Here is a 20,980-nt window from a genome sequence, read left to right as displayed (position 1 = left end):
CGGGACGGCGAGTATTCAGGCGGCGGCCCGGCCGGCGAAATAAGCGCAGAGCATAAGCGAATAACCACAAGGCGTTTCAGCCGCGGTTTGCGCTTTCCTAACATCAGCATCCCGTCGGAACCCGACGTTCGCCGAGCCCGCCACAGATGACCGCTGCGCCCACCGCGCTGCCCCCCAGTCCGCTCAACGAGGACCGCAAGGTCCTGCTGGCCCGGCTGGTCGACGGCCTGGATGCGCCCTCGCTGTGGTGGCTGTCCGGCTACACCGCGGGCCTGGCCCAGGGCCACGGCGCCCCGCACCTGGCGGTGCTGCCCGGCGGCGGCGCGGCGGCCGCGCCCCAGGCCGGCCAGCGCCTGACCGTGCTGTACGGCAGCCAGACCGGCAATGCCCGGCGCGAGGCCGAGAAGATCGCCCAGGCCGCCGAGGCCGCCGGCCTGGCCGTGCGCCTGGTCCGCACCGACAGCTACCGCACCGGCGAACTGGCCTCCGAGCGCCTGCTGTACGTGGTCATCAGCACCCAGGGCGAGGGCGACCCGCCGGACGACGCGATCGGCTTCACCGAGTTCCTCAACGGCAAGCGCGCGCCCAAGCTGCCGGAGCTGAAGTTCGCCGTGCTCGGCCTGGGCGACACCAGCTACGCCGACTTCTGCGGCATCGCCCGCAAGATCGACGCCCGCCTGGCCGAACTGGGCGGCCAGCGGGTAGCCGACCTGGGCCAGGCCGACCTGGACATCGACACCGTCGCCGGCCCCTGGCGCGAGGCCGCCCTGGCCAAGGCCGGCGAGCTGCTCAAGGCCTCCGCCCCGGCCGCTGGCGCCCACCTGGCCACGGTCACTCCCCTGCGCCCGGCCGCCGCGGCCTGGACCCACGAGCGCCCCTTCGCCGCCGAGGTGCTGGCCAACCAGCGCATCACCGGCCGCGAGTTCCGCAGCCAGGGCTTCCTCAAGTACGGCCCGGTGGAGAAGGACGTCCGCCACATCGAGCTGTCGCTGGAAGGCTCGGGCCTGGCCTATGAGCCGGGCGACGCCCTCGGCGTCCGCCACCGCAACCCCGAGCCGCTGGTGGCCGCGGTGCTGGAGGCGGCGAAACTGGACGGCAATGCCGCTGTCACCTCCGGCAGCGAGACTCTGCCCCTGTCCGAGTGGCTGGCCACCCGGCGCGAGCTGACCCGGCTGTCGCGCCCGTTCCTGGCCGCACACGCCGAGCGCTCCGGCGCCGCGGCCCTGCAGCAGCTGCTCGACCCCACCCAGACCGCCGGCCTGGCCGCGTTGCTGGGCGACCACCAGCTGGTGGACGTCCTGCGCCGCTGGCCGGCGGCCTGGGACCACGAGGCCCTGGTCGCCGCGCTGCGGCCGCAGGCCCAGCGCCTGTACTCGATCGCCTCCAGCCGCAAGCGGGTGGGCGAGGAAGCGCACCTGACCCTGGACGTGCTGCGCTACCAGGCCCACGGCCACGAGCACCTCGGCGCCGCCAGCGGCTTCCTCGCCGCGCTGGAGGAAGGCGGCCAGGTGCCGGTCTACATCGAGCCGAACGAGCGCTTCCGGGTCCCGGCCGACGCCTCGCGCGACATCGTCATGGTCGGCCCGGGCACCGGCATCGCCCCGTTCCGCGGCTTCGTCCAGGAGCGCGCCGAGACCGGCGCGAGCGGCCGCAACTGGCTGTTCTTCGGCGCCCAGCACTTCAACACCGGCTTCCTCTACCAGACCGAGTGGCAGGAAGCCCTGCAAAGGGGTGAGCTGCACCGCCTGGACCTGGCCTTCTCCCGCGACCAGGCCGCCAAGGTCTACGTCCAGGACCGCCTGCGCGAGCGCGGCGCCGAGCTGTACGCCTGGCTGCAGAACGGCGCCCACTTCTACGTCTGCGGCTCGATCGCCATGGGCAAGGACGTGCACGCGGCCCTGCTGGACGTGGTGGCCGCGCACAACGGCGGCGACGCCGAGGCCGCCGCCGAGTACCTCACCGCCCTGCAGACCGAAGGCCGCTACGGCCGCGACGTCTACTGAACCCGACGCCGCCCGCCCGCGCACCCCACCGGATCAAAGCCAACGCCATGAGCCACCCTTCCGTCGAAGACATCAAGATCAAGAGCCGCGGCCTGCGCGGCACGCTGCTGGAGGGCCTGGCCGACCCGGTCACCGGCTCGCTGTCGTTCGAGGACCAGCGCCTGGTCAAGTTCCACGGCACCTACCAGCAGGACGACCGCGACATCCGCGACGAGCGCCGCCGGCAGAAGCTGGAGCCGGCGCACCAGTTCATGATCCGGGTGCGCGCCCCGGGCGGGGTGTTCACCCCGGAGCAGTGGCTGAAGCTGGACGCCATCGCCACCACCTGGGCCAACCACTCGCTGCGCATCACCACCCGCCAGACCTTCCAGTTCCACGGCGTGATCAAGCGCGAGCTGAAGGCGACCATGCAGGCGATCAACGCCGCCGCGCTGGACACCATCTCCGCCTGCGGCGACGTCAACCGCAACGTGCTGGCGGCCAGCAACCCGCTGCAGTCGCGCCTGCACGCCGAAGTGCACGAGTGGGCGCAGAGGCTGTCGCTCGAGTTCCTGCCCAAAACCCGCGCCTACTACGAGATCTGGCTGGACCAGGAGAAGCTGGCCGACAGCGGCGAGGAAGAGGACCCGGTCTACGGCAAGGTCTACCTGCCGCGCAAGTTCAAGATGGCCGTGGCGGTGCCGCCGACCAACGACGTGGACCTGTTCGCCAACGACTTCGGCCTGATCGCCGTCGTCGACGCGGACGGCGGCCTGGCCGGCTTCAACGTCGCCATCGGCGGCGGCATGGGCGCCAGCCACGGCGATCCCAAGACCTACCCGCGGCTGGGCAACGTGATCGGCTTCGTCGCCCCCGACCAGGTGCTGGCGATCGCCGCCGCCGCGGTGACCGTGCAGCGCGACCACGGCGACCGGGTCGAGCGCAAGCACGCCCGCTTCAAGTACACCATCGACGAGCACGGCCTGGACTACATCGTCGCGCAGATGGAGGAGCGCGCCGGGTTCAGGCTGCAGCCCGCGCGGCCGTTCCACTTCGACCACAACGGCGACCGCTTCGGCTGGGTCGAGGGCGAGGACGGCCGCTGGCACCTGACCCTGTCGCTGCCGACCGGCCGCATCGCCGACCGCCCCGGCGCCCCGCACCTGACCGGCATGCGCGAGATCGCCAACGTCCTTCGCGGCGGCGCTCCTGGTCAGGAATTCCGGGTGACGGCGAACCAGAACCTGATCATCGCCGGGGTGCCGGCCGGCGAGCGCGAGCGGATCGACGCCCTGGTCCGCACCCATGCGCTGGACCAGGAGAACCGCGCCCCGACCGCGCTGGCGCGCGCCTCGATGGCCTGCGTCGCCCTGCCCACCTGCGCCCTGGCCATGGCCGAGGCCGAGCGCTACCTGCCCGACCTCAACGCCAAACTGCAGCCGCTGCTGGAGAAGCACGGCCTGGCCGATGCGCCGATCCTGCTGCGCATCTCCGGCTGCCCCAACGGCTGCTCGCGCCCGTACCTGGGCGAGATCGCCCTGGTCGGCAAGGCGCCCGGCCGCTACAACCTGATGCTCGGCGCCGACCACCGCGGCCAGCGCCTGAACACCCTGCACCGCGAGAACATCACCGAAGCGCAGATCCTGGAGGAACTGGAGCCGCTGTTCGCCCGCTACGCCGCCGAGCGCGGCCAGGGCGAGGGCTTCGGCGACTTCCTCCACCGCGCCGGCGTGGTCGCCCTGCCGCCCTACCCCACCCACACCCAGGTCCTGGTCGAGCCGGCGGGCAAGAACGCCGCGCTGGGCGAGGCCGCCTGATCCCCGCGTTGCATCCCTGCGTCCGGAATCTCCGATGAGCCTGACCGCCGCCTCCACCCACGTCCCCGAAGCCGCCAACAGCGCCGACGCCGCGCCCGCGCTCGACCTGGCCGCGCTCAACCCGCAGCTGGAGGCCATGGACGCGGAACAGCGCGTGGCCTGGGCGCTGGAGCACGGCCCGGGCAATGCGGTGCTGTCCTCCAGCTTCGGCGCGCAGTCGGCGGTGGCCCTGCACATGCTGGTGCAGCAGAAGCCGGACATCCCGGTGATCCTGGTCGACACCGGCTACCTGTTCCCCGAGACCTACCGCTTCGCCGACGAGCTGACCGACCGCCTCAGGCTCAACCTCAAGGTGTTCCGCCCGCTGGTCAGCCGCGCCTGGATGGAGGCCCGCCACGGCCGCCTCTGGGAACAGGGCGTGGAAGGCCTGGACAACTACAACCAGCTGCGCAAGGTCGAGCCGATGCGCCGCGCCCTGGACGAGCTGGCGGCCGGCACCTGGTTCACCGGCCTGCGCCGCAGCCAGTCGGCCAGCCGCGCCGACACCCCGGTGCTGCAGTGGCGCGGCGACCGGCTCAAGGTCAGCCCGATCGCCGACTGGTCCGACCGCGACGTCTGGCAGTACCTCAAGCAGCACGACCTGCCCTACCACCCGCTGTGGCACGAAGGCTACGTCTCCATCGGCGACTTCCACACCACCACCCGCTGGGAGCCGGGCATGAAGGACGAGGACACCCGCTTCTTCGGCCTGAAGCGGGAGTGCGGGATCCACGAGGACATCTGAGTCTCGGTTACCCTGCTCCCCGCATCCGCCACAGCGGGCGCGATCCAGGCCGGGGCGCCTTGCCACCGGCATCTTCCGGGAGCCCTGTCGCATGAGCAGGATCGGCCTCGCCGTGTGCGTCCTCTACGCGGTGCTCATCGGCCTTTGCGTCTGGGGGTCGATGGCCGCCGAGGGCGATCCCAAAGGCGCCTTCGTCCTGCTCCAGCTGCCGCTGGCGATGCAACTGGGCGCCCTGGACTGGCTCGGCGTGCCCGGCCTGTCCCGGCTGTCCTGGACGGCCGCCTACGCCTTGATCGGCCTGCCTACGTTCGCGCTGCTTTACGGCGCCGGCTGGGCCCTGGGCAGGCTGGGCTGGATGCTAGGGCGCACGCCCCGCCGCCGGATCGACGCATCCTGAGTCGCCACATCCACGAACATGGAACATCCGCAGACACCCGACGGACGATACATGGTGGTCCGCGACCGCCTCTGGCGGCTCGCCAATCCGCATCTGCCAGCCGCGGAACGCGAGGCGCTCGTCGCCGCGCTCATGGCCGCGCGGCGGCAGGTGAAGGCCGCGATGGCGGCCGCCGACCCGGACGCGCTGGCCGCGGCGCGCAGCGCCGTCGACGCCGCGAAGATCGCCCTCGGCGAGCGCGGCCCGGTCTGGTGGGATGACGGAACGCCGGACTTCAACCGCCACCTCGCCAGGAACACGCCGTACCGGCAGTGGTACGAGCGGCTGGCCGGCGGGTAGGGCTAAGGCGTCCAACACCTGCCACCTGGAACCCTCCGCTAGGCGACCAGTCGCTAGGATGAGGACACCGCCACCTCCGGAACGAGCCACTCAACCATGCCAGGAAAGCACCTGCTTGATGGCGCTCGTTTCCGCCGCGGGCACCGGTGTCCAGGTTCCCGCCATCTGCGACACCCGGTCCGTCCGCACCGAACTCGAGCGGAGGCTCCACTCGGACCAGGCCTCGCGAACCGGCAATGCGCCCGACGTGGACAAGGAAAACGCGGTCCGCCTGGCCGGAATCGTCGACAACTGCGGATGGCCCCCGGTCTCGGAATTCGGGCGGGAGGCGTCGTTGGGCGCGTTCCTGGTCCTGCAGCATGCGGACCTGGACCTGCAGATGGAACTGGTCCCGCTCCTGCGTGCCGCGGATCGGGCGGGGGAACTGCCGCCCGGCACCCTGCCCCTGCTCGAGGACCGGATCCGCGTGCGCCAGGGCATGCCCCATATCTACGGAACGCAGATCCGGGGAGCGGGAACGCCCTATCTCATCGAAAACCCGGAAGGGCTGGAGGAGCGGAGGAGGAATGCCGGCCTCGAGCCCTTCGAGGATTACCTCAAGCGCTTCCCGCACCCCTGAAGCGCGGACGGCAGCGGGAACCTCAGATGCTGATCGTTTGGGTCAGCGATTCCCAGGTCGGCGGCAGCGGCCAGTCCGGGTCCTGGTTGCCGTCCAGCACCCGGCGCAGGTCGCGCTTGTCGATCTGCGGGGCCAGGACGTGGACCAGTTCCAGCGCGTAGTCGCGCAGCACGCGCTCGCGCGGCAGGACCGCCCAGGCGATGCATTCGGCGACCTCGGTCGGGGCCGGCCAGCCGCGCAGGTCGGTGTCGCCGGCGCTGACCGCCATCTCCGCCAGCAGGCCCACGCCCAGCCCGGCGCGGACGTAGGTCTTGATCAGGTCGGCGTCCAGCGCGGTCAGGGCCAGGTTCGGCTCCAGGCCGACGCTGGCGAAGGCGCGCTGCAGGGAGGACTCGGGCCGGGTCGAGGATTCGTAGCTGATCAGCGGGTACTGCGCCAGTTCCTGGATGTCCGGGCCCTTGCCGGCGCGGTCCAGGGCGTGCCCGCGCGGCACCAGCGCCAGCCGCCGCCAGCGGTACAGCGGCACCGCAACCCCGCCCTGCGGCTCGCCGCCGGCGGTGCTGACCACGGCCATGTCGGCATCGCCCTGGCCGAGCAGGTCCAGGGCCGCGCCCTCGGTGGACTGCTGCAGGTGGACGCTGACCTGAGGAAATTCGCGCTTGATCCGGGCGATCGCCGGCGGCAGCACGAACCGCGCCTGGGTATGGGTGGTGGTGATGGTCAGCTGGCCGTGGCTCTCGCGGCGCTGGTTGGCCGCGTAGGCGCGGATGTTGGCGGTCTCGGCCAGGATCACCCGGGCGCGCTCGAGCACCTCGCCGCCGGCCGGGGTGATCGCCTCCAGGCTGCGGCCCTTGCGCACGAACAGCAGGAAGCCCAGCTCGTCCTCCAGCTGCTTGAGCTGCTTGGACAGGCCGGGCTGGGTCGCATGCACCCTGGCCGCGGCCAAGGTGATGTTGAGCCCGGCGTCGGCGATGGCCACGAGGTAGCGGAGCTGGGTGAGGGTCATGGCGGAGACACTAACGTGAATAGGGGCCTGCAGGAACCGGAATGTAGCCGCATCCCGCCTCGCCGCTTATAACCCGAGCGCATGTGCATTGCGCGGCAAGTTATTTCCGCCTGTTATGAGCGGGCGCTACGGTCGGCATCCCACTGTTTCCGATTCCGCCCGTGAGCCTGCCGCCACCCGTCCCGACCGCCATTCCCGGGGCCTTCGAACTGCTCCCCGGCAGCGTGACCCTGGTCGGCGCCGGCCCCGGCGATCCGGGCCTGCTGACCCTGCACGCGCTGCGTGCGCTGGAGGCGGCCGAGGTGGTGTTGTACGACCGCCTGGTCGGCGCCGGCGTGCTGGAACTGGTCAACCCGGCCGCGCTGAAGGTCGAGGTCGGCAAGTCGGCCGGCAACCACAGCATGCCGCAGGAGGAGATCCACGCGCTGATGCTGCGCTACGCCCGCGGCGGCCTGCGCGTGGTCCGGCTCAAGGGCGGCGATCCGTTCGTGTTCGGCCGCGGCGGCGAGGAACTGGAGTTCCTGCGCGCGCACGGCATCGCCTTCCGGGTGGTGCCCGGCATCACCGCCGCGGTGGCCTGCGCCGCCTATGCCGGCATCCCGCTGACCCACCGCGACCACGCCCAGTCGGTGCGGCTGACCACCGCGCACTGCCGCGATTCGGTCGACGACGTGGACTGGGAGTCGCTGGCGCGCGAACGCCAGACCCTGGCCGTGTACATGGGCGTGGCCGCGCTGGAGCACCTGCGCGAGCGCCTGCTGGCCGCCGGTCGCGCGCCGTCCACCCCGTTCGCGCTGATCGAGAACGGCTCGCGCCCCGAGCAGCGCGTGGTCACCGGCACCCTCGACGACCTGCCCGATACCGCCCGCGTCCACGGCGTGGCCTCGCCCGCCCTGCTGGTGCTGGGCGAGGTGGCCGCGCTGGCCGGGCAGCTGCACTGGTTCGGCGCCGCGCCGCTGGGCCCGCCCGCGCCGGCCCTGGCGCGGGCCGCCTGATCCCTCATCCCGCGTTTCCCCATCCACGACCCACAACGGAAGCTTCCATGGCCATCTACGACAGCATCCTCGACACCATCGGCCGCACCCCGGTCGTCAAATTGCACCGCGTCGCCCCGGCGCACGTGGACCTGTACGTGAAGGTGGAAGCCTTCAACCCGGCCGGCTCGGTCAAGGACCGCCTGGCCCTGGCGATCGTGCTCGACGCCGAGGCCAAGGGCCTGCTCAAGCCCGGCGACACCATCGTGGAGGCGACCTCGGGCAACACCGGCGTGGCCCTGGCTGCGGTGGCCGCCGCGCGCGGCTACAAGTTCGTGGCGGTGATGACCGAGACCTTCTCGGTCGAGCGCCGCAAGCTGATCCGCGCCTACGGCGCCAAGGTGGTGCTGACCCCGGCCGCCGAGCGCGGCACCGGCATGGTCCGCAAGGCCGAGGAGCTGGCGAAGAAGCACGGCTGGTTCCTGGCCAGCCAGTTCGCCAACCCCGCCAACCCGGCCTACCACCGCCAGACCACCGCCGCCGAGATCCTGCGCGACTTCGCCGGCCGCCGCCTCGACCATTTCGTCAGCGGCTGGGGCACCGGCGGCACCCTGACCGGCGTGGGCGAGGTCCTGCGCGTGGCCCGCCCGGAGGTGAAGATCACCGCCGCCGAGCCGGTCAACGCCTCCCTGCTGGCCGGCAACGAGTGGAAGCCGCACAAGGTCCAGGGCTGGACCCCGGACTTCCTGCCGGAAGTGCTCAACCGCGAGGTCGCCGACCAGATCGTCAACGTCGCCGACGAGGAAGCGATCGCCACCGCGCGCCGGCTCTCGGCCGAGGAAGGCATCTTCGTCGGCATCTCCTCGGGCGCGACCGTGGCCGCGGCGCTGAAGGTGGCCGCCGACGCGCCGAAGGGCTCGGTCCTGCTGGCGGTGCTGCCGGACACCGGCGAGCGTTACTTCTCCACCCCGCTGTTCGAGGGCGTGAACGAAGGCTCGGACGACGAGTGGCTGGCGTCGCTGGGCTGAGCCTGCGCGCGGGCTGAAGCAGAACGGGCGGCACCCAAGTGCCGCCCGTTTTCGTTCCTGCACCCGCGCTTGCTCACGCCCGCATCGTGCCCGTGTCCAGGTAGCGCTGGTGCCAGGACAAGGCCTCGGCCAGCAGGTGCGGGGTGTGCTTGCCGCGGCTGTCGCGCAAGGCGCGGTCGAAGTAATCCTGCAGCATCGGCCGGTAGTCCGGGTGGGCGCAGTGCTCGATCAGCTTGCGCGCCCTCTGCTTGGGCGAGAGCCCGCGCAGGTCGGCCAGGCCCTGCTCGGTGACCACCACTGCCACGTCGTGCTCGGTGTGGTCGACGTGGCTGACCATCGGCACGATCGCCGAGATCGCGCCGTTCTTGGCCGTGCTCGGGGTCAGGAAGCAGGACAGGAAGCCGTTGCGGGCGAAGTCGCCCGAGCCGCCGATGCCGTTGATGATGCTGGTGCCGGCCACGTGGGTGGAGTTGACGTTGCCGTACAGGTCGACCTCGACCATGCCGTTCATGCCGATCACGCCCAGGCGCCGGATCAGCTCGGTGTGGTTGGAGATCTCCTGCGGCCGCAGCACGATGTGCTCGCGGTAGCGGTCGATGTTGGCGACGAAGTCCTCCACGCCCTCCGGGCTGAGCGCGAACGAGCTGGCCGAGGCGACCTCGATCGTGCCGTCGCCGATCAGCTCCAGCATGCCGTCCTGGATCACCTCGGTGAACGCGGTCAGGCCGCGGAAGCCGGCCTCGCGCAGCCCCGCCAGCACCGCGTTGGCGACGTTGCCCACGCCCGACTGCAGCGGCAGCAGCTTCTCGTGCAGGCGCCCGGCGCGGATCTCGTGGCGGAAGAACTCGACCAGGTGGCCGGCGATCCGGCGCGAGGTTTCGTCCGGCGCGGCGAAGCGACCGAGCCGGTCCGGGGCGTCGGTCTCGACCACGGCGATCACCTTGGACGGATCGCAGCGCAGGTAGGGCTCGCCGATGCGGTCGCCCGGATGCACCAGGGGGATCGGCCGGCGCTGCGGCGGCAGGGCGGTGCCGTAGTAGATGTCGTGCATCCCGTCCAGGCCCGGCGGCTGGCGGTGGTTGACCTCGAGGATCACCCGGTCGGCCAAATCCAGCCAGGTCTTGTTGTTGCCCACCGAGGTGGACGGCACCAGGCGGCCGTCGGGCAGGATCGCGCTGACCTCGACCACCGCCACGTCCATGTGCCCGAGGAAGCCGAACCAGGTGTACTGGGCGACGTGGCCGAGGTGGATGTCCATGTACTCGATCTCGCCCTGGTTGATGCGCGCGCGCAGGTCGGGATCGGACTGGTAGGGCAGGCGGAAGTCGATGCCGCCGGCGCGGGCCAGGGCGCCGTCGAGCTCCGGCGCGGTCGAGGCGCCGGTGAGGATGCGCAGGGCGAACGGCTCGCCACGGTCGTGGGCGGCGGTGATGCGCTCGGCCAGCGCCAGCGGGATCGCCTTCGGATAGCCGGCGCCGGTGAAGCCGCTCATGCCCACCGACATGCCCGGGCCGATCAGCGCGGCGGCCTGCTCGGCCGTCATCCGCTTCGCCGCCAGGCCGGGGTGGGCGATCCGTTCGTTCATTGCATGCGCTTCCGTGGGGGATGGACGGATCCTAGCGACCCGCCCGTGCACGCATCCTGATCGCGCTCAAGGCCAGGGCCACGGACCTGGGCTAGCCACGGCCGCTCAATGCGCCGCGGCCGCCGCCTCGCCCGGGTCGCCGCCGCCCGCATGCCGCCCGCTGTGCATCAGCAGCACCAGCGGCATCGCGCACAGGGTCAGCACCATCATCAGCCAGAAGTCGTTGGAGTAGCCGATCGCCGCCGACTGCCGCAGCAGCTCGTTGTTGAGCAGGGCCGCGCCGGAAGCCGTGGCCGGGTTCCAGATCGCCGGGATCAGGGTCTGCTCGGCGCCGAAGGCCGGGATCCGCGCGCCGATCTCGGCGTGGTTGATCTGGCTGGCGCGCGACAACAGGGTCACCACGATCGAGATGCCGACCGAGGAGCCGATGTTGCGGACCAGGCTGAACAGGCCGGCGGCCTCGGTCCGCTGAGACGGATGCAGGGTCGAGTAGGCGATCGTGGAGATCGGCACGAACACCAGGCCCAGGCCGGCGCCCTGGAGCACGCCCAGCCAGACGATGGACTGGATCGAAGCCTCGGTGCCGAAGTCGGCCATGCCCTGCAGCGAGGCGACCATCATGCCCATGCCGGCCAAGATCGGGATGCGCGCGTCGACCCGGCCGAGCATGCGCCCGACCAGCATCATCGAGAACATCGTGCCCACCCCACGCGGGGCCAGCACCAGGCCGATGGTCAGCACCGGGTAGTGCATCAGCGCGTTGAGGTACGGCGGCAGCAGGGCCAGGGTCGCGAACAGGACGATGCCGACCACGAAGATCAGCACGCAGCCCACCGCGAAGTTCTTGTTGCCCAGCAGGCCCAGGTCCAGCAGGGCGTGGTCGCGCCGCTTCCACCACCACAGGCCGTACAGGTACAGGGCCAGGAACGCGATCGCGGCCTCGACCTGGATCTCCAGGCTGCCGAACCAGTCCTGGCTCTCGCCGCGGTCCAGGAACAGCTGCAGGCCGCCGATGCCCAGGGCCAGCAGGGCCAGGCCGATGCCGTCCAGCGGCCGCTGGTGCGGCGCGTCCTTCTTCACGCTGGCCATGATCCCGACCAGCGCCAGGATCCCGACCGGCAGGTTGATCAGGAACACCCAGTGCCAGCTGTAGTACTCGGTGAGCCAGCCGCCCAGCGGCGGGCCGAGGATCGGGCCGACCATGATCCCCATGCCCCACAGGGCCATCGCCGCGCCGTGCTTCTCCTTGGGGAAGGCGTCGAGCAGCAGCGACTGCGAGATCGGCACCAGCGAGGCGCCGAACACGCCCTGCAGGATCCGGAACAGGACCATCTCGCCGATCCCGCTGGCGATGCCGCACAGCAGCGAGGCCACGGTGAAGCCGGCCACCGCGATGATCAGCAGCCGGCGCCGGCCCAGGCGCCCGGCCAGCCAGCCGGTGACCGGGGTCAGGATCGCGGCCGCGACTATGTAGCTGGTCAGCACCCACGAGGCCTGGTCCTGGGTGGCCGAGAGCGAGCCCTGCATGTCCGGCAGGGCGACGTTGGCGATGGTGGTGTCCAGCGCCTGCATCAGCGTGGCCAGCATCACCGAGCCGACCAGCAACGCGCGGTTGCCGCCCTCGGAAGCCTTGAAGCGCTGGATCATGGGGAGGGAACTCGGAAAACGGGGAACGACGCTGCCGGCCGCGGTGGCGAGGCGGGCAGCCCTCGGGCGTCAGTGCCGGCCGGCGGCGGACTGGACCGGCGGCGCGGCCGCGGTGGCGGTGTCCGCCTCGCCGCTGCGCAGGTCGATCTTGACCTCGGCGCTCATGCCGGCGCGCAGCACCGGGGCGTCGGCCTGCGAACTGTCGATCTCCAGCCGCACCGGGATCCGCTGCACGATCTTGACCCAGTTGCCGGTGGCGTTCTGCGCCGGCAACACGCTGAACTCGGCGCCCGAGGCCGGGGCGATCGAGGCCACGTGCGCGGTCCACTTCACCCCGGGGTAGCTGTCGACCTCGATGGTGGCGGTCTGGCCGGCCTTCATCCTGGTCAGCTCGGTCTCCTTGAAGTTGGCCTCGATCCAGACCGGATCGGTGGCCACCAGCGGCATCGCGGTCTGGCCGGTGGCCAGGAATTCGCCGACCTGCAGGTCGTGGGTGCCGATCACGCCGTCGGCCGGGGCGCGCACTTCGGCATGCTCCAGGTCGAGCCTGGCCTTGGCGACCATGGCCAGGGCGGCGCGGTAGTCGGGCAGGTCCTCGGTGGCGGTGCCGGCGCTGCCGCTGAGGGTCGCCGCGGCCTCGCTCTGCGAGGCGATCGCGTCGGCCAGGTCGGTGCGTGCCTCGGCCACGGCGTGGCGGGCATCGTCGAGCATCTTGCGCGAGACCAGCTGCTGGCCGGCGAGCTGCTGCATCCGCGCCAGGTCGCGCTGGGCCCAGGCCAGGGTCTCGCGCGCGGCCTGGATCGAGCTGCCGGCGCCGCTGACCTTGGCGCGGCTGGCGCTGGCGCTGTTGGCCATGTGCGCGAGCAGGGCCTCGTTCTGGGCCAGGGCGATCTCCAGCGGCTGGGCGTCGATCCGGAACAGCAGGTCGCCCTTCTTCACCGGCTGGTTCTGGCCGACGGCGACCTCCACCACGCGGCCGCCGACCTGCGGCGCGACCAGGATGCGTTCGGCCTTGACGTAGGCGTTGTCGGTGCCGACCTGCCGGCTGGACTGGACCCACTCCCAGCCGAAGAAGCCGGCCACGGCCAGCGGTCCGGCGATCCACAGCCAGAGGGGCACGCGGCGCTTGCGGACGGGGGACGGAGCCGCTTCGGGCGCGGCGGAGTCGGAGGTGCTGGTCATGGGTGGATCAACTCTTGGGGGAGGGTTCGCCGCGGCCTTCGCGGTCGAGCTGAAGGAGGTTCTCGCGCACCCGGTCCAGGACCGCCAGGGCCGTGGCCAGGTCGGCGGCGCTGATCCCGGCGGTGGCTTCCTTGCGCAGGGCGTGGGCCACTTCCTCGACCGGGCCGGTCACCTGCTCGGATTGCGGCAGCAGGTACAGGCGCCAGACGCGGCGGTCGTTGGGATCGGCGCGGCGTTCGACGAAGCCGGCCTTCTGCAGGCGGTCGATGACCCGGCCCACGGCAATCGGCTCCATGTCGAGCTGGTCGGCCAGTTCGACCTGGGTCGCGCCTTCGGTGCAGGCCAGGCGCTTGAGCGTGCGCCACTGCGCGCGGGTCAGGTCCAGGTGGGCGACGCGGCGGTCGAACACGCGGCCGAACAGCCGGCTGATGTCGACGACCTGGTAGCCGAGGCTTTCGCGGGGGTCGGTACGGGGGGGCATGGGTGCGCAGGATATAACTGCCTAGGCAGGTATTTCAAGTCGCCGGAAATCGGGGTAGGCAGGTGTTCAGGTGGCGCGCCCCTCCGTCGTCCCGGCGTACGCCGGGACCCAGCGACTTTGCATGGGCGACCAGGCCAAAATCCCCTGGGAGCCGGCCCTACCGCCCCATGAACGCTTCGATCTCGTCCGCCGAACGCGCCAGCCCGGTAGTCAGCACCTGGTGGCCCTCGCCGGTGATGAGCACGTCGTCCTCGGTGCGGATGCCGATCCCGCGCCACTTCGCATGCACCGACCTGTCGTCGGCGCCGACGTACAGCCCCGGCTCGATCGTGAACACCATCCCCGGCTCCAGCAGCCGCGGCTCGCCATCGATCCGGTAGTCGCCCACGTCGTGCACGTCCAGGCCCAGCCAGTGCCCGCTCTTGTGCCGGTAGAAGCGCTTGTAGTGGCCGTCGGCGATGTTCTTCTCCAGCCCGCCCTTGAGCAGGCCCAGCCGCAGGAGGCCCTCGGTCAGGCATTCCACCGCCGCATCGTGGATCGCCGACCAGGCCACGCCCGGGCGGGCGCAGGCCAGCGCCGCCGCCTGTGCCGCCCCGACCAGGTCGTGCAAAGCGCGCTGCTCCTTCGAGAACCGGCCGTTGACCGGGAAGGTGCGGGTGATGTCGGCGGCGTAGTTGCGGTACTCGGCGCCGGCGTCGATCAGCACCAGCTCGCCGTCCTTCGCCCGGGCGGTATTGGCCACGTAGTGCAGGACGCAGCCGTTGGCGCCGGCGCCGACGATGCTGGCGTAGGCCGGGCAGGCGTCGGAGGCGCGGAACACCCGCTCCACCTCGGCCTGCAGCTCGTATTCGTGGATGCCAGGGCGCGCCGCGCGCATCGCCGTCTGGTGCGCGCGCACGCTGATCTCGGCCGCCTGCTGCATCAGGCGCACTTCCTCGCGCGACTTGAACAGGCGCTGCTCGTGCAGCAGGTGGCCCAGTTCCAGGAACTCGTGCGGCGGCTGCGCGCCGTGCCGCACCTGGGCCCGCACCCGGTTGATCCAGCCGATCAGCTTGAGGTCGAACTCGGCGTCGCGGCCGAAGTGGTAGTAGACCCGCGAGCGCCCTTCCAGCAGCCCGGGCAGGATCTCGTCCAGGTCGTCGATCGGATAGGCGTCGTCCATGCCGAACGCCTCCACCGCGCCTTCCTGGCCGAAGCGCGCGCCGTCCCAGCCCTCGCGCTCGGGATCGCGCTCGCGGCAGAACAGCAGGGCCTCGCCGTGCCTGCGCCCGGGCACCAGCACCAGCACCGCCTCCGGCTCCGGGAAGCCGCACAGGTACCAGAAGTCCGAGTCCTGGCGGTACGGGTAGTGGGTGTCGTGGCTGCGGGTGCGCACCGGTGCTGCGGGCAGGACCAGGATCGCGTCCTCACCGGCCATGCGCATCAGCTGCCGGCGGCGGCGCGCGAACTCCGCCGCGGCGATCCCGGTGAGCGCGCGCAGCATCTCAGTTCAGGCGGCGGCGGTGGCGCGGGCCGAGCACGCAGTCGCCGTGCAGCAAGAGGGTCGCCACCCGCACGAATTCCTCGAGTTCCGAGAGCGAGTCCTCGTCCTCGTCGTCCTCGTCGATGTCCTGGACCCGGGCGCCGGCCAGCTTGCCCAGGTCCTGCAGGGCCTCGGCGCCTTCCTCCGACAGGGGCGGCGTGGCGCCCGCGGCCAGGCCGAAACCGCCGAGGAAGCTGCGGCACCAGTCGAACAGGGCCTGGGCGCGCTGCCGCAGCGGCTGGCCGTCGTCGCCCAGCAGCAGCTGGAAGGCGAACTCGCCGTCGTCCAGCTGGGCGACGGTGGCCTGGCGCAGGCGCTCCAGGGCGCTACCCGGGACCGGGACCGGCAAGGCCGGATCGGCCAGGACCCTGCCCGGCCAGGCGGGCACATCCTCGCCGCCGCCGGACAGCCATCCGCACAGCGCCCCGTGCAGTTCGGCCGCCGAGGCGGCCAGTCCGAGCTCGCGGCTGGCCGCGGCGACCTCTTCGGCGATCGGCAGTTGCTGCATGCGCGTGGAGTGCTCCCTGTGGTCCGGACGGGCCCGCGCGCTGTCCCGCGGCGGGCCCGCGAAGTGTAGCAACCGCTCCGTGCACGCGGCTTGTCGGCCTCGCCCCGGCATGCCTACACTCGCCGCGATCGCCCCGTCACGCCGGTCGCCCCATGCCGCCCGCCTCCGCTGCGCGCCATCGCCCGAGTGGAATCCCGCGCCGGACCGGTGGCCGATGACCGCCGCGCTGATGGCCCTCGCGGCCGGCCTCCTGCTCCTGGTGCTGGTGCTGCTGTGGCACTGGCGCAGCAGCCATGCCGAGCAGGCCGAGATCCTGCGCGCGCGCGAGGAGCACCTCACCGTCGCCCTGTGGGGCTCGGGCGAGCAGTTCTGGGACTTCGACCTGGACCGGCGCGAACTGCACCTTCTGTGCAGCGACGAGGGCGGCCGCAGCGACGGCAGCGCCCTGGCCGTAACCAGCCGCCGCAGCCAGCTGCCCCTGGTCCACCCCCAGGACCGCCTGCACCTGCGCCGGCGCCTGCGCGCGCACCTGCGCGGCCACGAGCCGCTGTTCACCTCCGAGCACCGGGTCGACCTGCACGGCGACGGCAGCTGGATCTGGATGCGGGTGCGCGGCCGCACCGTGGACCGCGACGCCGGCGGCCGCCCGCGCCGGCTGGCGGGCACCGCCCGCGACACCACCGCCAGCCGCCACGCCGACGCCGAGCGCCGGATCGCCAGCGAGGTCCTGCGCAGCATGAGCGAGGCGGTGGCGGTGCTCGACCGCGACCTGCACTTCGTCGCGGTCAACCCGGCCTTCAGCCAGATCACCGGCTACAGCGACGTCGAGGCGCTGGGACGGCCGTTCGCGATCCTGGACTCGGAGCGCTACGACGGCCAGCCCGGCGCCCTGCGCGACGAGCTGGCGCACCGCCCGCACTGGCAGGGCAACGTCTGGATGGCGCGCCGCGACGGCGAGGAGATCCTCTGCCACGTCAAGCACAACGGCATCCAGGACAGCAGCGGCGAATCCAGCTTCCACGTGGTGGTGCTCAGCGACATCACCGAGCAGAAGCGCGCCGAGCAGGAACTACGCTACCTGGCCAACTACGACGCCCTGACCAGCCTGCCCAACCGCACCCTGCTGTCCGAGCGCCTGGCCCGGGCGATCGTGCGCGCGCGGCGCGAGGGCGGGTACGTGGCGGTGCTGTTCCTGGACCTGGACCGGTTCAAGCACGTCAACGACTCGCTCGGCCACGCGGTCGGCGACCGGGTCCTGCGCGCGGCGGCCGAGCGGGTCCAGAACGCGGTCGGCCCGCAGCACACCGTCGCCCGCCTGGGCGGCGACGAGTTCACCGTGGTCCTGGAAGGCCTGGTCCGGCCGGAGGAGTCGGAGGAGGCCGCCCGCCGCGTGCTCGACGCCTTCGCCGCGCCGCTGGTCTACGGCGAGCACAGCGAGATCACCGTCTCGCCCTCGATCGGCATCAGCCTGTTCCCCAACCACGCCCAGGTGCCGACCGAGCTGCTCAAGCACGCCGACACCGCCATGTACCAGGCCAAGTCCGCCGGCCGCCGCACCTGGCAGGTGTATTCGGCGCACATGGACGAGTCCACCCGCCGCCGCGCCACCCTGGCCGGCCTTTTGCGGCGGGTGCTGGAGCGCGACGAGCTGGCGCTGGTCTACCAGCCGCGCTATTCCCTGCACGAGGACCGGGTGGTCGGCGCCGAGGCCCTTTTGCGCTGGCGCAATCCGGAGTTCGGGGTAGTCCCGCCGGACCAGTTCATCCCGCTGGCCGAGGACACCGGGCTGATCCTGGAGATCGGCGAGTGGGTGCTGCGCCAGGCCTGCCTGACCCTGCGCCAGTGGCACGCGGCCGGGCTGCACGGCCTGCGCATGTCGGTCAACGTCTCGGCCATCCAGCTCCTGCGTGGCGACCTGGCGGCGACCCTGCAGCGGATCCTGGCCGACACCGGGGTCGATGCCCGCTGCCTGGAGCTGGAGCTGACCGAGAGCGCGATCATGGACAACATCAGCCACAGCGCCAGCGTGCTCGACGCCTGCCGCCGCCTGGGCGTGGGCGTGGCGGTGGACGACTTCGGCACCGGCTACTCCTCGCTGGCCTACCTCAAGCGCCTGCCGCTGACCACCCTGAAGATCGACCAGGAGTTCGTCGGCGACCTGGCCCACGACCCGGACGACGAGGCCATCACCAGCACCGTCATCGCCATGGGCCACTCGCTGGCCCTGACCGTGGTCGCCGAGGGAGTGGAGACCGCCGAGCAGCTGCAGTTCCTGCGCGAGCACGGCTGCGACGAGATCCAGGGCCACTACATCGCCGCGGCGATGGACGCACGGGCCTGCCTGGCCTTCCTGCACCAGCCGGGGCTGCTGCCGGCCTGAGGCCGCCGCCCGCTTGACCGCCCCGCCGGCCGCTGCCTATCGTGGCCGCCCATGGACCCTTCCGCCGACGCCATCGCCCAGCTCCGCGCCCTGGCCGCGCGGGTCGAGGCGCTGGCCGAGCGCTGCCAGCGCCTGACCGACGAGAACCGCAGCCTGCGCCAGCAGCAGGAGCAGCTGGTCGGCGAGCGCGCCCAGCTGCTCAACAAGAACGAGCAGGCGCGCTCGCGGGTCGAGGCGATGATCGCGCGGCTGAAGTCGCTGGAGCAGCACACGTGAGCGGCAACCACCCGGTCGAAGTGCGGATCCTCGACCGCGAGTACACCGTCGGCGTCAGCGAGGACGAGCGCGACAGCCTGCTGGCCGCCGCCCGTCTGCTGGACGCGCGCATGCGCGAGATCCGCGGCAGCAACCGCATGGTCTCGCTGGACCGGGTCGCGGTGCTGGCCGCGCTCAACCTCGCCCACGAACTGCAGCAGGCCCGCGAGGAGCGCGACGCGCGCGAACGCGAACTGTCCCGCACCCTGGATACCCTGCACCGGCGCCTGGACGGCCTGCTCGGCACGTCACCGGACTGAATGCGCCGATCCATCGACGCCGTCTTGCATGGCTGAACCCCGCATTGCCGATTCCTCTGGAAGCACCGACGGACGGGCTAGGCAATCCCGGCGCGCGCGCTATAATCCCCTCGCGTTCTCTGCCGTGTTCGACAGCTGGCAAAACATTCGCCTTGTCCCTTAAAAACGACACCGGGGATGCGACGACGCCGGGTGTGCATGTCCGCCATGAGCGGAAAGCCCGATGGTTTCCAAGCATTCCCACTTGAACCCCGGGTTCAAGGTCGTTTCGCCGCATCGGCATGGTGGAGAACCTCTACCGACGACGCCTCCTCCGGGAGGCGTCGTTTTTTTCGCGCCCTTGGCGGCGCCGGCGCGTTCCGCGATCATGCCGGTCCTTCCCGGACGACGCATCGATGACCCAGGACCGCGCCTCCCTGCGCCGGCAGCTGCGCCAGCGCCGCCGCGAACTGCCCGCCGCCGCCCGGATCGCCGCCGCCGAAGTCTTGGCCCAGCGCATCCTCGCCCTGCCCTTCCTGCCGCGCGAAGGCTACGTGGCCGGCTACTGGGCGATGGACGGCGAGATCGGCCTGCACGTGCTGCAGCTGCGGCTGCCGCCGGGCCTGGTGTACTGCCTGCCCCTGCTGCACGGCGACGTCCTGCGCTTCGCCCCCTGGCGCGCCGGCGATCCGCTGGTCACCAACCGCTTCGGCATCCCGGAACCGGACGTGGAGCCGGCCTCCGGCCTGCGCGCCGAGGAACTGGCCCTGGCGGTGATGCCGCTGGTGGGCTTCGACGGCGCCGGCCAGCGGCTGGGCATGGGAGGCGGTTGGTATGATCGCAGCTTCGCGATCCGCACCACCCGGGCCGCACCGCCCTGGCTGGTCGGCGCCGGCTTCGACGTCCAGCAGGCCGACGCGCTGGAAGCGGCCGACTGGGACGTGGTCCCCGACGCGATCTGCACCGAAACCCGGACCCTGCTGCGCCCCGGCGCCAGCACGCCGCACCGCGAGACCGAACCCGCATGACCGCCCGCAAGCGCTACTGGCTGATGAAGTCCGAACCGGACGCGTTCTCCATCGACGACCTCCAAAGGGTCGGCACCGAGCCCTGGAACGGCGTGCGCAACTACCAGGCGCGCAACTTCATGCGCGACGGGATGAAGGTCGACGACGGGGTGCTGTTCTACCACTCCAACGCCAAGGTCCCCGGCGTGGTCGGCGTGGCCCGGGTGGCCAGCGCCGCCTACCCCGACGAGACCCAGTTCGACCCGAAATCGCCCTACCACGATCCCAAGGCCACCCGCGAGCAGCCGCGCTGGTTCCTGGTGGACGTGGCCTTCGAGCGCAAGCTCGAACGGGTCATCCCGCTGGAGGAGATCAAGCAGCACACCGACGCGCTGGGCGAAGGCTTCCCGCTGACCGCGCGCGGCAGCCGGCTGTCGGTGTTCCCGGTCACCGCGGCGCAATGGAAGCTGCTGCTGTCGCTGGAATGAACCTGCTCTAGGAACCGGAATCCCACCATGTCCGAAGCAAAACGCCTGGCCGGCGAGAAGGCCATCGACTACGTCCAGGACGGCATGATCGTCGGCGTCGGCACCGGCTCGACCGTGGCCTACTTCATCGAGGCCCTGGGCCGGATCAGGGACCGCATCGCCGGCGCCGTCTCCAGCTCCGAGCAGAGCACCGCGCGGCTGCTGGCGCTGGGCATCGAGGTCCTGGACGCCAACGCCGCCGGCCCGCTGAAGCTGTACGTGGACGGCGCCGACGAGTGCGACCCGCACAAGCGCCTGATCAAGGGCGGCGGCGCCGCGCTGACCCGCGAGAAGATCATCGCCGAGGCCAGCGAGACCTTCGTCTGCATCGTCGACCCGGCCAAGCAGGTGCCGGTGCTGGGCCGCTTCCCGCTGCCGGTGGAGGTGATCCCGATGGCGCGCAGCCTGGTCGCCCGCCGCATCCTCGCCCTGACCGGCGGCCAGCCGGTATGGCGCGACGGCGTGGTCACCGACAACGGCAACTGGATCCTGGACGTGCACAACCTCTCGATCGCCGACCCGGTGGGCATGGAGACCGAACTGAACCAGATCCCCGGCGTGGTCAGCGTCGGCCTGTTCGCCCGCCGTGCGGCCGACATCGTGATCGTAGGCGGGGAGCCGCCGCGGGTGCTGTAAGGCGG

21 protein-coding genes and 1 other RNA gene are annotated in these 20,980 nt (G+C 71.6%); 15 read left to right on the top strand and 7 right to left on the bottom strand.

Annotation, left to right across the window (positions count from 1 at the left end):
• Positions 1-146: 146 nt before the first annotated feature.
• The 6 genes from CSC62_RS03930 (at position 147) to CSC62_RS03905 (ending at position 5,938) form a co-directional block, all read left to right on the top strand.
• Positions 147-2,003 (top strand): assimilatory sulfite reductase (NADPH) flavoprotein subunit, encoded by a 1,857-nt coding sequence (locus CSC62_RS03930; RefSeq protein ID WP_162404866.1) that lies wholly within the window; start codon positions 147-149, stop codon positions 2,001-2,003.
• A 47-nt stretch (positions 2,004-2,050) separates the two neighbouring features.
• Positions 2,051-3,799, top strand: coding sequence for an assimilatory sulfite reductase (NADPH) hemoprotein subunit (gene cysI / locus CSC62_RS03925; protein ID WP_162404865.1), 1,749 nt, complete (start codon positions 2,051-2,053; stop codon positions 3,797-3,799).
• 34 nt (positions 3,800-3,833) lie between these two features.
• Positions 3,834-4,583, top strand: coding sequence for a phosphoadenylyl-sulfate reductase (locus CSC62_RS03920; RefSeq protein WP_162404864.1), 750 nt, complete (start codon positions 3,834-3,836; stop codon positions 4,581-4,583).
• A 91-nt stretch (positions 4,584-4,674) separates the two neighbouring features.
• Positions 4,675-4,980, top strand: a complete 306-nt coding sequence (locus CSC62_RS03915) for a hypothetical protein (protein WP_162404863.1) — start codon at positions 4,675-4,677, stop codon at positions 4,978-4,980.
• A gap of 18 nt (positions 4,981-4,998) precedes the next feature.
• A complete protein-coding gene (locus tag CSC62_RS03910) occupies positions 4,999-5,319 on the top strand; it encodes a hypothetical protein (protein WP_162404862.1) in 321 nt (106 codons plus the stop codon).
• A gap of 118 nt (positions 5,320-5,437) precedes the next feature.
• Positions 5,438-5,938 (top strand): DUF6624 domain-containing protein, encoded by a 501-nt coding sequence (locus CSC62_RS03905; protein ID WP_162404861.1) that lies wholly within the window; start codon positions 5,438-5,440, stop codon positions 5,936-5,938.
• A 22-nt stretch (positions 5,939-5,960) separates the two neighbouring features.
• Here CSC62_RS03905 and CSC62_RS03900 read toward each other — a convergent pair whose 3' ends face one another.
• Positions 5,961-6,944, bottom strand: a complete 984-nt coding sequence (locus CSC62_RS03900; RefSeq protein ID WP_162404860.1) for a LysR family transcriptional regulator — start codon at positions 6,942-6,944, stop codon at positions 5,961-5,963.
• A 161-nt stretch (positions 6,945-7,105) separates the two neighbouring features.
• On the opposite strand from CSC62_RS03900, the gene cobA reads away from it, so the two are divergent.
• Entirely contained in the window at positions 7,106-7,939 is an 834-nt protein-coding gene (gene cobA, locus CSC62_RS03895) for a uroporphyrinogen-III C-methyltransferase (RefSeq protein ID WP_162404859.1), read from the top strand.
• A gap of 47 nt (positions 7,940-7,986) precedes the next feature.
• Positions 7,987-8,946 carry a cysteine synthase A gene (cysK, locus tag CSC62_RS03890; protein WP_162404858.1) on the top strand — a complete coding sequence of 320 codons (960 nt, stop codon included), beginning with the start codon at positions 7,987-7,989 and terminating at the stop codon, positions 8,944-8,946.
• A 73-nt stretch (positions 8,947-9,019) separates the two neighbouring features.
• Here cysK and scpC read toward each other — a convergent pair whose 3' ends face one another.
• The 6 genes from scpC to CSC62_RS03860 form a co-directional block, all read right to left on the bottom strand.
• Positions 9,020-10,531: a succinyl-CoA:acetate CoA-transferase ScpC gene (gene scpC / locus CSC62_RS03885; RefSeq protein WP_162404857.1), complete on the bottom strand. Its 1,512-nt coding sequence runs from the start codon at positions 10,529-10,531 to the stop codon at positions 9,020-9,022.
• 105 nt (positions 10,532-10,636) lie between these two features.
• Complete coding sequence (locus CSC62_RS03880; RefSeq protein WP_211368924.1) at positions 10,637-12,178, bottom strand: MDR family MFS transporter; 1,542 nt, start codon at positions 12,176-12,178, stop codon at positions 10,637-10,639.
• A 69-nt stretch (positions 12,179-12,247) separates the two neighbouring features.
• Positions 12,248-13,360: an HlyD family secretion protein gene (locus CSC62_RS03875; protein ID WP_162404856.1), complete on the bottom strand. Its 1,113-nt coding sequence runs from the start codon at positions 13,358-13,360 to the stop codon at positions 12,248-12,250.
• A gap of 7 nt (positions 13,361-13,367) precedes the next feature.
• Positions 13,368-13,841 carry a MarR family winged helix-turn-helix transcriptional regulator gene (locus CSC62_RS03870; RefSeq protein ID WP_162404855.1) on the bottom strand — a complete coding sequence of 158 codons (474 nt, stop codon included), beginning with the start codon at positions 13,839-13,841 and terminating at the stop codon, positions 13,368-13,370.
• Positions 13,842-13,998: 157 nt separating this feature from the next.
• Positions 13,999-15,321: an aminopeptidase P N-terminal domain-containing protein gene (locus tag CSC62_RS03865; protein WP_162404953.1), complete on the bottom strand. Its 1,323-nt coding sequence runs from the start codon at positions 15,319-15,321 to the stop codon at positions 13,999-14,001.
• Between the two features lie 4 nt (positions 15,322-15,325).
• Entirely contained in the window at positions 15,326-15,871 is a 546-nt protein-coding gene (locus CSC62_RS03860) for a UPF0149 family protein (protein WP_162404854.1), read from the bottom strand.
• 214 nt (positions 15,872-16,085) lie between these two features.
• On the opposite strand from CSC62_RS03860, the gene CSC62_RS03855 reads away from it, so the two are divergent.
• The 7 genes from CSC62_RS03855 (at position 16,086) to rpiA (ending at position 20,975) form a co-directional block, all read left to right on the top strand.
• Positions 16,086-18,251, top strand: coding sequence for a putative bifunctional diguanylate cyclase/phosphodiesterase (locus CSC62_RS03855; protein ID WP_162404853.1), 2,166 nt, complete (start codon positions 16,086-16,088; stop codon positions 18,249-18,251).
• Positions 18,252-18,302: 51 nt separating this feature from the next.
• Complete coding sequence (locus tag CSC62_RS03850; RefSeq protein ID WP_162404852.1) at positions 18,303-18,527, top strand: TIGR02449 family protein; 225 nt, start codon at positions 18,303-18,305, stop codon at positions 18,525-18,527.
• A complete protein-coding gene (locus CSC62_RS03845) occupies positions 18,524-18,826 on the top strand; it encodes a cell division protein ZapA (protein WP_162404851.1) in 303 nt (100 codons plus the stop codon). Before CSC62_RS03850 ends, CSC62_RS03845 begins: the two co-directional genes overlap by 4 nt.
• Positions 18,827-18,939: 113 nt before the next feature.
• Positions 18,940-19,121: non-coding RNA, 6S RNA (ssrS, locus tag CSC62_RS03840), on the top strand.
• 100 nt (positions 19,122-19,221) lie between these two features.
• Positions 19,222-19,833 carry a 5-formyltetrahydrofolate cyclo-ligase gene (locus CSC62_RS03835; RefSeq protein ID WP_162404850.1) on the top strand — a complete coding sequence of 204 codons (612 nt, stop codon included), beginning with the start codon at positions 19,222-19,224 and terminating at the stop codon, positions 19,831-19,833.
• Entirely contained in the window at positions 19,830-20,300 is a 471-nt protein-coding gene (locus CSC62_RS03830; protein ID WP_162404849.1) for an EVE domain-containing protein, read from the top strand. Before CSC62_RS03835 ends, CSC62_RS03830 begins: the two co-directional genes overlap by 4 nt.
• 27 nt (positions 20,301-20,327) lie before the next feature.
• The gene (gene rpiA, locus CSC62_RS03825) at positions 20,328-20,975 is read left to right on the top strand and encodes a ribose-5-phosphate isomerase RpiA (RefSeq protein ID WP_162404848.1); all 648 of its coding nucleotides are present in this window, start codon (positions 20,328-20,330) and stop codon (positions 20,973-20,975) included.
• Positions 20,976-20,980 lie beyond the last annotated feature (5 nt).

The sequence above is a fragment of the Pseudoxanthomonas jiangsuensis genome (genome assembly GCF_010093185.1).
Lineage (GTDB): Bacteria > Pseudomonadota > Gammaproteobacteria > Xanthomonadales > Xanthomonadaceae > Pseudoxanthomonas > Pseudoxanthomonas jiangsuensis.
Note: the sequence above shows the minus strand (reverse complement) of the source record. Positions and strands in the feature narration are given on the sequence as shown.